Below are 13385 nucleotides of genomic sequence, written 5' to 3'. Positions count from 1 at the left end.
AGAAGGCGAGGTCCCGGCCTTCGCCGGGACGACGGATTGAACAAATCAGTTGCGTGCGGCCGGTTTCGCGGGCGGCTTGCCGCCCTGCGCCATGCGCGGCGTCGCCGGGCCGATCCGCCCGATCGTCTGCAGCGCATAATAGAGCTGATAATCCTTGATGCCCTTGGCCTTCAGCTCGTCGGCGGTCGCGGTGAAGCGCGGATCGTCCTTCTCGTCCTTTTCGAGCAGGCTGTTGTCGACCTTCTTCTCGTTGATCAGATGGCGGCGCAGGTCGCTTTCGCGGAAGCGCGGGCGATCCTTGTAATCGGGGTCCGAAAGCTGCGGCACGCGAATGTCGGGCTCGATCCCGCCTTCCTGCACGCTGCGGCCCGAGGGGGTGTAATAGCGCGCGGTCGTCAGGCGGAGCGCGGTGGTGTCGGTCAGTGGCAGCACCGTCTGCACCGATCCCTTGCCGAAGCTGCGTTCGCCCATGATCACCGCGCGATGCTGATCCTGCAGCGCGCCCGCGACGATTTCGGAAGCGGAGGCGGAGCCCGCGTCGATCAGCACGATCATCGGCGCGCCGCCGGCAAGGTCGCCGGGTTCGGCGAAATAGCGTTCGATATCTCCCTTCTTGCGCCCGCGCTGCGAGACGATCTCGCCGCGGTCGAGGAAGATGTCGCTGACCCCCACCGCTTCGTCGAGCAGCCCGCCGGGGTTCGAGCGCAGGTCCAGCACCCAGCCGCGCGGTTTGTGGCCGAGCGACTTTTCGACCGAGATCATCGCGGCCTTGAGGTCGCGGGTCGCGTCGGCGGAGAAGCTGGCGATGGTCAGCACGCCGACATCGTCCTTCACTTCCCATTTGACCGGCTTCACGTCGATGATCTCGCGGGTCAGCGTCATCTCGATCGGCTTGTCCTGGCCTTCGCGCACGACGGTGATCTCGATCTGAGTGCCGGGACGCCCACGCATCTGCTCGACCGCTTCGTCGAGCGTCATTCCGAAAATCAACTGCTTGTTGATGTGCGTGATATAGTCGCCCGCCTTGACCCCGGCGCGGTCGGCGGGGGTGTCGGCGGTCGGCGCGATCACCTTGACTACGCCGTCCTCCATCGTGACCGACAGGCCCAGCCCGCCATATTCGCCGTCGGTCTGGGTGCGCAGATTGGAATAGTCGCGCGCGTCGAGATAACCCGAATGCGGGTCAAGGCTGGCGAGCATCCCGTTGATCGCGCCCTCGATCAGCTTGTCGTCGCTGACCGGCTCGACATAGTTGGATTTGACCTCGAGAAAGACATCCATGAAGCGGGCGATTTCCTGCTGCGTCGAGGCGTCGACGGTCGCCATCGCCCCGGTCGCGAGCGGGACGAGCGCAAGGGTTGAAAGCGCCGCGGCACCCTGCCACAGCGCGAAGCGGCGCCGGGAAGAGGAGGCAGTCTGGATCGATTCGGTCATGGTCATCTTTCAATCGCGCAGGCGTGAACCTGCCTTATAATCCCCGGCGCGCCATCGTCCTACGGAATTTTGGGAGCGTCAAGCGGGAGTTCCGGGACAGAGACATGGGGTCACCCCAACATTCGGGCGATATCCACGGGCCGTCCGGCGCGCCGCAGTTCGACGGTAATCCGACTGTCGTCGGACCCGGCGCGGCCGATCGGCGCCCCGGCGTCCAGCGTGTCGCCGACCCCCGCCGACAGCGCGATCATCCCGGTGACCAGCGAAATCCAGCCGCCGCCATGGTCGATGATGACGATCTTGCCATAGCCGCGATAATCGCCCGCGAAGCTGACGCGCCCCGGTGCGGGGGCGACGACCTGCCCGCCCGGGCGCGCCGCGATGGTGATCCCGCGCGAGCGGACGCCGCTGTCATTGACTTCGCCCAGCCCCGCGACGATGCGCCCGACGACGGGCAGGCGATAGACGCCGCGCGCAAGCTCGGCCTCGGCCGGTGCAGGCGGAGCCGTCCGCATCACCGCGCTCGTCGGATCGCGCGGGCGCGGGATCGGGCCCGCGAGCTGGGCCAGTTCGCCGCGCACTGCGCCGTCGGTTTCGAGTGCATCCATCAGTTCGACGATGTCGCGCGCCTTTTCGCCCAGCCCGAGGGCGCGGTCGGCTTCGAGCTGGGCGCTGCTCATCAACTCGCGCGAGCGCAGCCGTCCCTCGTTTTCGAGCCGGGTTAGCGCGTCACGGCGCTGGGCGAGTTCGGTCTTGCTCGCAGCGAGTGCCTGCAGCGCGATTCCCTGCTGCCGGCGGACGGCGCGTAGTTCGGCAAGCTCGCGGCGCACGCCCGCCGTTCGTTGCGCGATCACCGGCATGGCGGCGTCGATCACGGCGCGCGCATGCACCATGTCGGTCAGCGATCCGGGCTGGGCGAGGACGCTCACCGGGGGCTGGCGGCTGAGTTGCTGCAACGCGGCGGTAAGCTCCAGCAAGGGCTGCCGCTGCTCGGCGAGCCGCGCCTCTTGCCCCTTCAGCCGCCGTGACACCAGCGCGACGCGCGCTTCGCCGGCATTGATGTCGGCTTCGGCCGACTGGATGCGTGCGGCGAGGGCGGCGCTGCGCTTCTTCAGCCGCTCGGCCTCGTCGTGTGCGGCGGTCGCCTGCGCTTCGAGCGCGGCGCTGCGCGTCATCGCGTCGGCCGATTGCCGCTTGGCGGTCAGAAGCTGCTCGCGCTCGCGCGCTGCGATCGCCTGAGGGTCGAAGACATCGTCGCTTTGCGCGACCGCCAGCGTGCCGCCGACGGCAGCGAAGCCCAGCGCCAGCGGGAAGGCCCAGCGCCTCATTGCCGCCCCTCGCGGTGATAGGGGTGCCCTGCAATGATGCTGGTCGCGCGCCACAATTGCTCGGCGAGCATCGCACGCGCCATCAGGTGCGGCCAGGTGGCGCGACCGAAGGCGATGACCCGGTCGGCACCCTCGCGCTCGGCGGGGGTGAAGCCATCGGCGGCGCCGAGACAAAAGCGCGCCTCGCGCACCCCGCCGTCGCGCCATTTTTCGAGCAGTTTCGCGAATTCGAGCGAGGAGAGCTGCTCGCCGCCCTCGTCGAGCAATAGGGTGCGGCTGTTGTCGGCCGGTGCAGGAACGCGCCCGCCGGTGTCGGGAAGCTCCGAAATCTTCTGCGCCCAGGTCACGCGCTTCATGTAGCGCTCGACCAGCTCGGCCTCGGGCCCGCGCCCGATGCGCCCGCGCGCGATGATGTGCAGCAACATGACGCCTCGCCTACGTTAGCGAGGCAAAGGCGTCAATTTACCGCGGCAACCGGCGGCGCGTCGCCGAACGACCACATGCGCTCGAGGTTGTAGAAGCTGCGCACCTCGGGGCGGAACAGGTGGACGATCACGTCGCCCGAATCGATCAGCACCCAGTCGGCGTTCGGCAGCCCCTCGACCCGGACGCTGCGGCCCGTTTCCTGCTTGATGCGCTGCGCCAGCTTGTCGGCGATCGCCGAGACATGACGCGTCGACCGGCCGCTCGCGATCACCATATGATCGGCGATGCTGCTCTTGCCGGCAAGCGGAATGGAGATGGTTTCCTGGGCCTGATCCTCGTCCAGCTGGTGGAGAATCAGCGCGTGGAGCGCGTCCACGCTGTTGGCGGGTGCGGCATCCTTACTGGCGGCTATCAAGCGGTTTCATTCCTTTCATCCATGGCCAGCCGCGAATGCGTGACAGGGTCGCGCATCGCGCGGCCTGCATAGCTCTCGAACCAGCGGGGGTCGGCCTGCCGTATTGCAGTTGCGGATCGCACATCGGGCGAAAAACGCAGGAACACGAGGGCAGGCGGTCTCCAGTCCGTCCAGTGACGTTTCTGGTCCGCGGGCCGGACAAAGCGCCGCAGCCAACCCATCGCCTGGGCGGCGTGGGTGCGGCCATTATAGCCCGGACGCGCAATCACCGCAATCGGCATCAATCGCGCGATCCCCCGCCAGTCGCGCCAGCGGGGCAATTGGGCCAGATTGTCGGCGCCCATGATCCAGATGAAGCGGCGATTGGGATAGCGCCGCACGAGCTTTTTCAGCGTATCGACCGTATAGCGCGTGCCGAGTTCGGCCTCGATCGCGGTCGCGCGGATCGGCGAGCGCCGCGCCATGCGCTGCGCCGATGCGAGACGGGCCGGAAGCGGCGCCATGCCCTTCGCGGGCTTCAGCGGATTGCCCGGCGAGACGAGCCACCACAATTCGTCGAGATCCAGCGCCGCGATCGCATCGAGGCTGATCGCCCGATGCCCGCCGTGCGCCGGGTTGAAGCTGCCGCCGAGGAGCCCGGTGGTGATCACAGGAGCGACTGCCAGTCGCTGCGGTTATGCTGAACCCGGGCGATCAGAATCCCATCCGGTTCGACGCGATAGACGAGGAGCAGCGGCGTCGCGGGCACGCGCCACTTGCGCAAGGCGCCGTCCGTGAACGTCGGACCGGCGCGTGGACGATCAAGCAGAAACTCCGCTGCCTCCAGCGCGGCATCGACGGCACGGACGGCAAATTCGGCATCGCGAGTCGCGTAAAAATCTTCGATACGCGCGAGATCCGAGCGCGCCGGCCCGGACCATCTGAGCCGGGCCATTAAGCGGTGCCGTCCCTTTTTGCCCGCAGCTGCGCCCGTCGATCGGCGATCCATTGTTTCATATCGTCGTGCGAAATCCAGTCGCCTGCTTCCGCAGCATCGACGCCTTCCTGAACAAACGCCAGAAAGTCCGCCTCGCGTCGGGCATGTTCACGAACCGCTTGCGAGACGAACCATGCGCGGCTGCGACCCTGCGCTGCGACGATCTCATCGACCAGAGCGACGGTGTCGTCATCGACGCGGGCGGAAATGACGGTCTGTTTGGTCATGGTCTGAATGTATCATTTGTATACAAATGATTCAAGGACGCGTCTGCCCCGTCCCCCGCACCAGCCACTTATAGGTCGTCAGCCCTTCGAGCGCGACCGGGCCGCGCGCGTGGAGCCGTCCCGTCGCGATGCCGATTTCGGCACCGAGGCCGAATTCGCCGCCGTCGGCGAACTGGGTCGAGGCGTTGTGCATGACGATCGCGCTGTCGACCTCCGACAGGAAGCGTTCGGCCGCCGCCTCGTCTTCGGTGACGATCGCGTCGGTGTGGCGGCTCGAATGCGCGTCGATATGCGCGAGCGCGCCCGCGAGGCCATCGACGATGGCGATCGAGACGATCGCGTCGAGATATTCGCTGTCCCAGTCGCCCGCCGATGCCGCATCGACATGCGGGCTGAGCGCGACGACATCGCGGTCGCCGCGCACCTCGCAGCCCGCCTGGACCAGCGCGTCGACGATGGCGAGCGGCGCGGGATAGGCGCGGTCGATCAGGATCGTCTCGGTCGCGCCGCAGATGCCGGTGCGGCGCATCTTGGCGTTGACCGCCAGCGGCAGCGCCTTCGCCGGATCGGCGGCGCCGTCGATATAGAGATGGTTGATCCCGTCGAGATGCGCGAGCACGGGTACGCGCGCCTCGTCCTGCACACGCGCGACGAGGCCCTTGCCGCCGCGCGGGATGATGATGTCGACGAGCCCCTGCGCGCGGAGCAGCGCGCCGACCGCGGCGCGGTCCTGTGTCGGAACGAGCTGCACCGCATCGGCGGGCAGGCCGCTTGCGGCGAGTCCGGCGGCGAGCGCCGCGTGGATCGCGCGGTTGCTGTGCACCGCCTCGCTGCCGCCGCGCAGGATCACCGCATTGCCCGACATCAGGCCGAGTGCGGCGGCGTCGGCGGTGACGTTCGGACGGCTTTCGTAGATGATGCCGACGACGCCGAGCGGCACGCGAATGCGGCTGAGTTCCATGCCGTTCGGACGCACCGCGCGGTCGATCTCGCGCCCGACCGGATCGGGGAGCGCCGCGACGGCATCGACCGCATCGGCGATCGCGCTCAGCCGATCCTCGTCGAGCCGTAGCCGGTCGAGCATCGCCGCGGTCAGTCCGCCAGCCTGCCCAGCCTCCATGTCGCGGGCGTTGGCGTCCAGGATTTTCGCCGCCTGCGTGCGAAGCTGCGCCGCGCCTGCGCGCAGCGCCGCCGCCTTTTCCGTGGTGGATGCGACCGCGAGCCGCTTCGCCGCTACGCGTGCGCGCGCGCCCATGTCGGCGATCAGCGCGTCGGCGTCGGCGGGGCGCGGCGGGGTGAGGGCTTCGGCGTTCATCGCGCGGCCCTATCATGATTCACGCGGGTGCCGAAAGCCCTCGTTGCGCAGGTTGCAACGCCCCATTAGAGCGGGTAGCCAATCGTGATCGTCATGGCGGGAAGCTGCAGGCGACAAAGCAATCTCCAGCCATCGGCGAGACAGCAGCATGGCTGGAGATTGCTTCGTCGCTTCGCTCCTCGCAATGACGCCGGGATCGATCCAACAATCCTATCCAGTCGGGGCGCATGAGCGGGGACATCGAAAGCATCGGGGCGGCGATCACGGCGGGGCTGGCGGGCTCGGCGGTCGAGCCCAGGCACGGCGGCACCGGGGGGCACGGCGGCGCACGCTGCCTCAATTGCGGGACGAGCCTCGTCGGGTCGCATTGCCATCGCTGCGGGCAGAAGGCCGACGTCCATCGCAGCTTCGGCGCGATCGGGCACGACCTTGTCCACGCGATCTTTCATTTCGAGGGCAAGCTGTGGAACACGCTGCCGCTGCTCGCGTGGCGGCCTGGCGACCTCACGCGGCGCTATATCCACGGCGAGCGCGCGCGCTTTATTTCGCCGCTGGCGCTGTTCCTCTTTGCAGTGTTCCTGACCTATGCCGTGCTCGCGATGGTCGGCGCGGGCGGCGGGCTCGGTCAGGAGTTGAACAAGGCCGCCGCCGAACAGACGCGCGCGGCGGCGATCAAGGACAGTATGCAGGACGAGGTCGACCGGATCGACATCGAACTGGCGAAAAAGGACTTGCCCGCGGCGCGGCGCGGCGAATTGCAGGCCGAGCGCGACACGCTCCAGAAGAGCGCCGGCTATCTGGGCGTAACGCGCAGCCGCAGCGCAGAGGAACGCGAAGCCGACCGCGCCGCAGGCCCGCCGGTGCTTGCCAACCCGGTCGAGCAGGTAAGGACGAGCGCCGATTTCGTCACGCGGAACAAGGTCGGCTCCGGCATCCCGTTCATCGATCACGGCATGGAAAAGGCGTTCGCGAATCCCGCGCTGATCCTCTACAAGGTGCAGGCGAACGCCTATAAGTTCGCGTGGGCGCTGATTCCGCTGTCGCTGCCCTTCCTATGGCTGCTCTATCCGTTCAGCCGGCGTTTCCACACATATGATCATTTCGTCTTCGTGACCTATTCGATCAGCTTCATGCTGCTGATGTTCGTGGCCGTGCGCTTGCTCAACCTGACGATCTTCGGCGAGCTCGCGACCTTTGTCGCGCTGCTCTATGTACCTTTCCACATGTATCGCCAGCTTCGCGGCGCCTATCGATCGTCGCGGATCGGGGCGCTGGCGCGAACGAGCCTGCTGCTTCTCTTCAGCCTGTTCGCGGTGATCATGTTCATGCTGTTGCTGCTCGCGCTCGGCGCCGCCGGCTGACGAGGAACTGTAACGAAGGGCCGGGCAGGGCCCGGCGAAACGGGAGGACAAGCGATGCATCGGCTCTGGGGTGAAATCGACCGCCGCCTGCTCATCAAGCTCGGCACTGCAGGGCTCGCCGCGTTGACGCTGCCCGGCGCGGCGCGAGCGATGGCGGCGCAGGGCTTTACCCATGGCGTCGCGAGCGGCGAGCCCGGCGCGAACAGCATCCTGCTGTGGACGCGTTATGCCGCGCCGTCGGATACGCGGCTGACGGTCGAACTGTCCGCGACGTCCAATTTCGCGACCATTGCCGCGGGGGGCAGCGTCACCGCCGAGGGCGAGCGCGATCATACCGCCAAGATCAGCGTCGACGGACTCGCGCCCGGCCGCTGGTATTTCTACCGCTTCATCGCGCCCGACGGCACCACGTCACCGACCGGCCGCACCCGCACCCTGCCGCAGGGGCCGACGAGCGGCTTCACGCTCGCGCTCTTTTCCTGCGCGAACATGCCGTTCGGCTGGTTCAACGCTTATGGTCACGCGGCGGCGCGCGGCGACATCGATCTCGTCGCGCACGTCGGCGACTATTTCTACGAATATCGGGCGGGGGATTATCCCACGGCGAAGGAGGTGGTGCCGGGACGGCTGGTGCAGCCCCCGCAGGAACTGATCGCGCTTGCCGACTATCGGCTCCGCTATGCCGCCTATCGCGCCGATCCCGATCTGCAACGGCTGCATCAGCTCTTCCCGATGATCGCCCAGTGGGACGATCATGAATTCGCCAACGATACGTGGAAGGGCGGGGCGGAGAATCACAATGCGGGCGAGGGAAGCTGGGTCGACCGCAAGGCGGCGGCCGAGCGCGCCCACAGCGAATGGATGCCCGTCGCCGAGACCCGCTGGCGCGACTATCAGGTCGGCGACCTCGCGACGATCTTCCTTCCCGAAACGCGTGTCACCGCGCGCGACGAGCCGTTCGATCTCGGCGCGCTGCTGGAAGGAAAGGGCGACGTCGCGGCGACGCTCAAGACCTTCGCCGAAACCGCCTATCGCGACCCGCAGCGCCAGTTGATGGGCGCCGAGCAGGAAAAATGGCTGTTCGACGGTTTCGCGAGATCGGTGAAGGCGGGGACGCGCTGGCAGGTCTGCGCGCAGCAGATCGTCATGGGGGCGCTCTTCACGCCCCCCGAATCGCGTGACTGGTTCGGTCCCGATCAGCCCGATTTCGTGAAGCGCCGCGTCGAAGTGGCGCAGCTTGCCGCGAAGGCGGGGCTGCCGCTCAACATGGATGGCTGGGACGGCTATCCCGCCGCGCGCGACCGCCTGCTCGCCGCGGCGCAAAGCGCCGATGCCGATCTCGTCACCCTGTCGGGCGACAGTCACAATGCCTGGGCATTCGACCTGGCGCACGACGGCCGGCCGGCGGGGATCGAGGTCGCCGGACAGAGCGTCAGTTCGCCGGGCTTCGAGGCCTATACCCCGGGCATATCGGACGAAACGCGCGTTTCCGCCTTGCGCGCCTCATCGCCGCAGCTTCGCTGGGCGAATACGCGCGATCGTGGTTACGTGACCGTCGCGCTGGCCCCCGATCGGGTGACCGCCGACTGGCATAGTGTCGCTTCGGTGCGCGCGCATGACCTTCAGCTGACGAGCTCGCACCGCATGACCGCGACGCGCGGGCGGCGGACTTATGATACGGCCTGACGCGAGCGCTTGACACATTCATAACTCTATGGTTATGAGAAATCCATAGCCACGGAGTTATGGATTATGACCGCATCCCCCGACCTTCTGTTCCGGGCGCTCGCCGACCCGACCCGGCGCGGGCTGTTCGAGCGGCTCTGTCTCGACGGCGAACAGACGGTCGCCGCGTTGACCAGCGGCGCCGGAATCTCGCAGCCTGCGGTGTCGAAGCATCTCGGCGTGCTTCGGCAGGCCGGGCTGGTGCTCGACCGCCACGAGGGGCGGCAGACGCATTACAGCGCGCAGCAACGCGCGCTCGCGCCGCTGGTCGACTGGACCGGCCGCATGACTCGCTTCTGGGAAGCGCGGTTCGACGATCTCGAAGATTTGCTGAAAAGGATGGATCAATGAACGCATCGCCCGACGTCCGCACGGTCACCGTCGAACGCGAAATCCCGCATCCGCCCGAAAAAATCTGGCGCGCGCTGACGACGCAGCATCTGATCGAGGAATGGCTGATGAAGAACGACTTCGGCCTCGACCTCGGTCATCGCTTCCAGCTTCGCGGCGACTGGGGACAGGTCGAATGCGAAATCCTCGACGTCGATCCGGGGCGGATGCTGTCGTACAGCTGGAATCACCCGCACGCGGACCCCGCGTTCGACCTCGAAAGCGTCGTCACCTTCACGCTCGAACCCGCGGATGCCGGGACGCTGCTCCGCGTCGAGCAGACCGGCTTCCGCCCCGAGCAGAAGCAGGCGTTCGGCGGCGCGCAGGGCGGCTGGCGCATTCATCTCGAAAATCTGGAAAAAACCGTCGCGGCGCTCGATGGCGCGCGCGGATGAGGAGAGTGTCATGACCTGGATCCGGCCGTTCCACCGCTGGACGTCGATCGTCTTCACCGTGATCGTCGCCGCCATCTTCGCGACGCTCGGCATCGGCAGGCAGCCGGCGCAATGGGTCTATTATCTCCCGCTCGCGCCGCTGTTCCTGCTGACCCTGACCGGCCTCTACCTGTTTTTCCGCCCCTATTTCAAAGCGCGGCAGGTCAAGGCTGGGGCGCCTCAGCCATAGGGCGGGCTTTCCTCGAACTCGTCGAACCAGGGATAGTCGTTCGCGACGCTGGCGGTGAAATTGGGCGCGCGCTTTTCGAGGAAGCTCGTCACGCCCTCGACGGCGTCGGGGCTGCGGCCGCGTGAGAAGATGACGCGGCTGTCCCAGCGGTGCGCGCTCATCGGGTGCGGGGCGCCCATCATGCGCCAGAGCATGTGGCGGGTGAGCGCGACCGAGACGGGGGCGCTGTGCTCGGTCATCTCGCGCGCCTTGGCGATGGCGGCGTCGATCAGCGCGCCCGGCGCGTGGACCGACTGGACGAGGCCCTTTTCATGCGCTTCGGCGGCGGAGATCAGGCGACCCGAATAGCAGAGGTCGACCGCGTTCGCGATGCCGACGAGGCGCGGCAGGAACCAGCTCGACGCCGCTTCGGGGACGATACCGCGCCGCGCGAAGACGAAGCCGTAGCGCGCGGTCTCGCTCGCGAGGCGCGCGTCCATCGGCAGCGTCATCGTCGCGCCGATCCCGACCGCGGCGCCGTTGATCGCGCCGAGCACCGGCTTCTTCGCCGCGAAGATACGCATCGACACGCGCCCGCCGCCGTCGCGGACGAGCGGATGCGACCAGTCGATCGTGCCATCCTCCGCGACCGGGCTCGGCGGCGTGCCTTCGGGAAGCTGGCGCTGCTTGTCGGCGCGCTTGTCGTAATCGAAGGTGTCGCCGCCCGACCCCAGGTCGGCGCCCGCGCAATAGGCCTTGTCGCCATGGCCGGTGAAGATCACCGCGCGCACCGCGTCGTCGGCGTCACATTCGTCGAGCGCGGCGATGATCTCGGCCATCATGTCGGCGGTGAAGGCGTTCATCCGCTCGGGCCGGTAGAGGGTCAGGATGGCGATGCCGTCCTGCTTGTCGAGGCGAATCTCGTTGTAGCTCATGTCTCTCTCCTTGGGGATCGCGGCATGGTTGCAAGCCGGGCGGGCGAAGGCAAGCTCTAGTTTACGTAAACGTAAGTGGGTAGGGGGATGCGGCGCGGTCCGATACCCGGAATGATGAGGGGAATGGTGGGACGCGATGCCGGGGATGACGCGCCCGCGCTTTGCCGCTATAGGCGCCGCATCGCCCCGGCGGCGCGCCTCTTGCCTGAGTCGCTTTCGCCGGGTTCTTCTTTTGGTTCCGACAGAAAGTCCGCGCGCCATGGCCCGTCGCCGCCAGATCTACGAAGGCAAAGCCAAGATCCTCTACGAAGGCCCCGAACCGGGCACGCTGATCCAGTATTTCAAGGACGACGCGACCGCCTTCAACGCGCAGAAGCGCGGGACGATCAACGGCAAGGGCGTGCTCAACAACCGGATTTCCGAGCATGTGTTCACGCTGCTCGGCAATATCGGCGTGCCGCATCATTTCATCCGCCGCCTCAACATGCGCGAGCAGCTCATCCGCCAGGTCGAGATCGTGCCGATCGAGGTGATCGTGCGCAACGTCGCCGCGGGCACGCTGTCGAAGCGGCTCGGGATCGAGGAGGGGACGCCGCTTCCGCGCACGCTGATCGAATATTGCTACAAGGACGACGCGCTCGGCGATCCGCTGGTGGCCGAGGAGCATATCGCCTGCTTCAACTGGTGCAGCCAGGACGAGCTTCACGATATCCAGGATCTGGCGATCCGCATCAACGACTTCATGTCGGGCATGTTCGCGGGCGTCGGCATCCGCCTCATCGACTTCAAGCTCGAATTCGGGCGGCTCTATGAGGGCGACTACAGCCGCATCATCCTGGCCGACGAGATCAGCCCCGACGGCTGCCGCCTGTGGGACATGGCGACGAACGAAAAGCTCGACAAGGACCGCTTCCGCCGCGATCTCGGCGGCGAGGTCGAGGCCTATCAGGAGGTCGCGCGCCGGCTCGGCCTGCTGCCCGAGGGCGGCGACAATGCGGTGCTCGACCTCGAAAGCCATCGCAAGAAGAAGAACTGAGGCGGCCATCCTTAAGGCTTGATTTACCACAGCTTGCTACCCCCGGCGCATGACGGGGGTCTTTCAATGGTTCGGCGCGCGGGTGTTCCCGCCGGTTCCGGGTGATATCCGGGACGATCTGGCGCTTTTGCGCGCGCATCGCATCGAGACGCTAACCCCGATGCTGTTCCTGATGCTGGCGGCGACGACGCCGACCGCCATCTATGCCGGCATCGCCACCGTTCATCCGATCATCCGTATCGGTTTCCCCGTCATCCTCGCGGGCGTCTGTCTGCTCGGCTTCGGCACGCTGATGAAGAATCGCGGCCGCCGCATGAGCCCGCGCCGGGCGCGGCGTGTCCGCATCGAGGCGACGTGGCTGTCGGCGGTGATGGGGGCGATGTGCAGCGTCTGGACGGTGGTCAACTGGCTTGCCGCCGCGCCCGAAAATCACAGCTATTATGCGATGATCATGGCGATGGGATCGCTCGCGACCGCTTATTGCCTGTCGCCGATCCGCTTCGCCGCGCTGGTCAACATCGCCATCGGGCTGGTGCCCGTCGCGGGGCTGATGCTGACCTCGGGCCATGCCCCCGAAGTGGGTGCGGGGACGAGCCTGATCGTCGCGACGATCTTTCTGATCCGCATGATCGTCCAGCAGCACGGCCAGCTCGTCGATCTGCTGATGCTCCAGCGCCAGATGCGCGAGCTTGCGCACAGCGATCCGCTGACCGCGCTGCCCAATCGCCGCGCCTTCGACCTCCGCCTCGCCGAGGAGATCGGACGCGCGCGCGAGGGCCGGCCCTTTGCGATCGCGCTGCTCGACCTCGACGGTTTCAAGCCGGTGAACGACCGGCACGGCCATGCGGTGGGCGATCAGCTCCTCTGCGAAATCGCGGTGCGGCTGCGCCGCGCCTGCGGCAAGGACGCGATGGTTGCGCGTCAGGGCGGCGACGAGTTCGCGATCCTCGTGCCCGCGGGATCGCCGCTGCTCGAAACCGCGCTCGCCGACCATATCCTCGCGGCACTCGCCGCGCCTTGCCGGATCGAGGGGCATGTGATCCGCGTCGGCGCGAGTGTCGGCGTCGCCGCCTGGCCCGAAAACGGACCGACGAGCCGCGACCTGTTCGAGGTCGCCGACCGCGCGCTCTATGCCGCCAAGGCGATTGATCGAAACATCAAGTCGTCCGTCGAAAGCGTGTCGCGCCGCGCCTAGGCGGCGCTTGACCCGCCGC

The 13385-nt window shown here is 67.2% G+C and carries 16 protein-coding genes; 7 read left to right on the top strand and 9 right to left on the bottom strand.

The window, feature by feature from the left end; genetic code table 11:
• Window positions 1-45 precede the first annotated feature (45 nt).
• The 8 genes from ACVENA_RS15325 to ACVENA_RS15290 all read right to left on the bottom strand — a co-directional run bounded on the left by ACVENA_RS15325 (window position 46) and on the right by ACVENA_RS15290 (window position 6121).
• Window positions 46-1434, bottom strand: a complete 1389-nt coding sequence (locus tag ACVENA_RS15325; RefSeq protein ID WP_449326055.1) for a S41 family peptidase — start codon at window positions 1432-1434, stop codon at window positions 46-48.
• A 110-nt stretch (window positions 1435-1544) separates the two neighbouring features.
• Entirely contained in the window at window positions 1545-2762 is a 1218-nt protein-coding gene (locus ACVENA_RS15320) for a murein hydrolase activator EnvC family protein (protein ID WP_449326054.1), read from the bottom strand.
• On the bottom strand, window positions 2759-3187 hold the full coding sequence (locus ACVENA_RS15315) for a 23S rRNA (pseudouridine(1915)-N(3))-methyltransferase RlmH (RefSeq protein WP_449326053.1): 429 nt from the start codon (window positions 3185-3187) through the stop codon (window positions 2759-2761). Before ACVENA_RS15315 ends, ACVENA_RS15320 begins: the two co-directional genes overlap by 4 nt.
• Before the next feature lie 32 nt (window positions 3188-3219).
• Complete coding sequence (gene rsfS / locus ACVENA_RS15310; protein ID WP_449326052.1) at window positions 3220-3603, bottom strand: ribosome silencing factor; 384 nt, start codon at window positions 3601-3603, stop codon at window positions 3220-3222.
• Window positions 3600-4253, bottom strand: coding sequence for a nicotinate-nucleotide adenylyltransferase (locus tag ACVENA_RS15305; protein ID WP_449326051.1), 654 nt, complete (start codon window positions 4251-4253; stop codon window positions 3600-3602). The genes rsfS and ACVENA_RS15305 overlap by 4 nt, the downstream gene beginning before the upstream one ends.
• A complete protein-coding gene (locus tag ACVENA_RS15300; RefSeq protein WP_449326050.1) occupies window positions 4250-4537 on the bottom strand; it encodes a type II toxin-antitoxin system RelE/ParE family toxin in 288 nt (95 codons plus the stop codon). Before ACVENA_RS15300 ends, ACVENA_RS15305 begins: the two co-directional genes overlap by 4 nt.
• Entirely contained in the window at window positions 4537-4806 is a 270-nt protein-coding gene (locus ACVENA_RS15295; RefSeq protein ID WP_449326049.1) for a CopG family ribbon-helix-helix protein, read from the bottom strand. Before ACVENA_RS15295 ends, ACVENA_RS15300 begins: the two co-directional genes overlap by 1 nt.
• Before the next feature lie 31 nt (window positions 4807-4837).
• The gene (locus ACVENA_RS15290; protein ID WP_449326048.1) at window positions 4838-6121 is read right to left on the bottom strand and encodes a glutamate-5-semialdehyde dehydrogenase; all 1284 of its coding nucleotides are present in this window, start codon (window positions 6119-6121) and stop codon (window positions 4838-4840) included.
• Between the two features lie 227 nt (window positions 6122-6348).
• Between ACVENA_RS15290 and ACVENA_RS15285 the strand changes: the two genes are divergently transcribed.
• The 5 genes from ACVENA_RS15285 (at window position 6349) to ACVENA_RS15265 (ending at window position 10221) form a co-directional block, all read left to right on the top strand.
• Entirely contained in the window at window positions 6349-7482 is a 1134-nt protein-coding gene (locus ACVENA_RS15285) for a DUF3667 domain-containing protein (RefSeq protein WP_449326047.1), read from the top strand.
• Between the two features lie 54 nt (window positions 7483-7536).
• Entirely contained in the window at window positions 7537-9168 is a 1632-nt protein-coding gene (locus ACVENA_RS15280) for an alkaline phosphatase D family protein (protein WP_449326046.1), read from the top strand.
• Window positions 9169-9234: 66 nt separating this feature from the next.
• Window positions 9235-9558 carry an ArsR/SmtB family transcription factor gene (locus tag ACVENA_RS15275; RefSeq protein WP_257544504.1) on the top strand — a complete coding sequence of 108 codons (324 nt, stop codon included), beginning with the start codon at window positions 9235-9237 and terminating at the stop codon, window positions 9556-9558.
• The gene (locus ACVENA_RS15270) at window positions 9555-9992 is read left to right on the top strand and encodes an SRPBCC family protein (protein WP_257544502.1); all 438 of its coding nucleotides are present in this window, start codon (window positions 9555-9557) and stop codon (window positions 9990-9992) included. The genes ACVENA_RS15275 and ACVENA_RS15270 overlap by 4 nt, the downstream gene beginning before the upstream one ends.
• Window positions 9993-10002: 10 nt before the next feature.
• On the top strand, window positions 10003-10221 hold the full coding sequence (locus ACVENA_RS15265) for a hypothetical protein (protein WP_257544500.1): 219 nt from the start codon (window positions 10003-10005) through the stop codon (window positions 10219-10221).
• Here ACVENA_RS15265 and ACVENA_RS15260 read toward each other — a convergent pair.
• The gene (locus ACVENA_RS15260; RefSeq protein WP_449326045.1) at window positions 10212-11135 is read right to left on the bottom strand and encodes a crotonase/enoyl-CoA hydratase family protein; all 924 of its coding nucleotides are present in this window, start codon (window positions 11133-11135) and stop codon (window positions 10212-10214) included. The genes ACVENA_RS15265 and ACVENA_RS15260 overlap by 10 nt on opposite strands.
• Before the next feature lie 259 nt (window positions 11136-11394).
• On the opposite strand from ACVENA_RS15260, the gene purC reads away from it, so the two are divergent.
• Window positions 11395-12171, top strand: a complete 777-nt coding sequence (gene purC, locus ACVENA_RS15255) for a phosphoribosylaminoimidazolesuccinocarboxamide synthase (RefSeq protein WP_449326044.1) — start codon at window positions 11395-11397, stop codon at window positions 12169-12171.
• A 49-nt stretch (window positions 12172-12220) separates the two neighbouring features.
• Window positions 12221-13366 (top strand): diguanylate cyclase domain-containing protein, encoded by a 1146-nt coding sequence (locus tag ACVENA_RS15250; RefSeq protein WP_449326043.1) that lies wholly within the window; start codon window positions 12221-12223, stop codon window positions 13364-13366.
• Window positions 13367-13385 lie beyond the last annotated feature (19 nt).

This window comes from Sphingopyxis sp. 550A, assembly GCF_053569535.1.
The sequence above is the reverse complement of the archived record's forward strand: the minus strand, read 5'-3'. Positions and strand labels throughout refer to the sequence as shown.

What these genes read in the sequence shown, in the direction of transcription:
- ACVENA_RS15325 (WP_449326055.1), bottom strand. Translation starts at nt 1,434, where the DNA reads ATGACCGAATCGATCCAGACTGCCTCCTCTTCCCGGCGCCGCTTCGCG.
- ACVENA_RS15320 (WP_449326054.1), bottom strand. Translation starts at nt 2,762, where the DNA reads ATGAGGCGCTGGGCCTTCCCGCTGGCGCTGGGCTTCGCTGCCGTCGGC.
- ACVENA_RS15315 (WP_449326053.1), bottom strand. Translation starts at nt 3,187, where the DNA reads ATGTTGCTGCACATCATCGCGCGCGGGCGCATCGGGCGCGGGCCCGAG.
- ACVENA_RS15300 (WP_449326050.1), bottom strand. Translation starts at nt 4,537, where the DNA reads ATGGCCCGGCTCAGATGGTCCGGGCCGGCGCGCTCGGATCTCGCGCGT.
- ACVENA_RS15295 (WP_449326049.1), bottom strand. Translation starts at nt 4,806, where the DNA reads ATGACCAAACAGACCGTCATTTCCGCCCGCGTCGATGACGACACCGTC.
- ACVENA_RS15290 (WP_449326048.1), bottom strand. Translation starts at nt 6,121, where the DNA reads ATGAACGCCGAAGCCCTCACCCCGCCGCGCCCCGCCGACGCCGACGCG.
- ACVENA_RS15285 (WP_449326047.1), top strand. Translation starts at nt 6,349, where the DNA reads ATGAGCGGGGACATCGAAAGCATCGGGGCGGCGATCACGGCGGGGCTG.
- ACVENA_RS15280 (WP_449326046.1), top strand. Translation starts at nt 7,537, where the DNA reads ATGCATCGGCTCTGGGGTGAAATCGACCGCCGCCTGCTCATCAAGCTC.
- ACVENA_RS15275 (WP_257544504.1), top strand. Translation starts at nt 9,235, where the DNA reads ATGACCGCATCCCCCGACCTTCTGTTCCGGGCGCTCGCCGACCCGACC.
- ACVENA_RS15270 (WP_257544502.1), top strand. Translation starts at nt 9,555, where the DNA reads ATGAACGCATCGCCCGACGTCCGCACGGTCACCGTCGAACGCGAAATC.
- ACVENA_RS15265 (WP_257544500.1), top strand. Translation starts at nt 10,003, where the DNA reads ATGACCTGGATCCGGCCGTTCCACCGCTGGACGTCGATCGTCTTCACC.
- ACVENA_RS15260 (WP_449326045.1), bottom strand. Translation starts at nt 11,135, where the DNA reads ATGAGCTACAACGAGATTCGCCTCGACAAGCAGGACGGCATCGCCATC.
- purC (WP_449326044.1), top strand. Translation starts at nt 11,395, where the DNA reads ATGGCCCGTCGCCGCCAGATCTACGAAGGCAAAGCCAAGATCCTCTAC.
- ACVENA_RS15250 (WP_449326043.1), top strand. Translation starts at nt 12,221, where the DNA reads ATGACGGGGGTCTTTCAATGGTTCGGCGCGCGGGTGTTCCCGCCGGTT.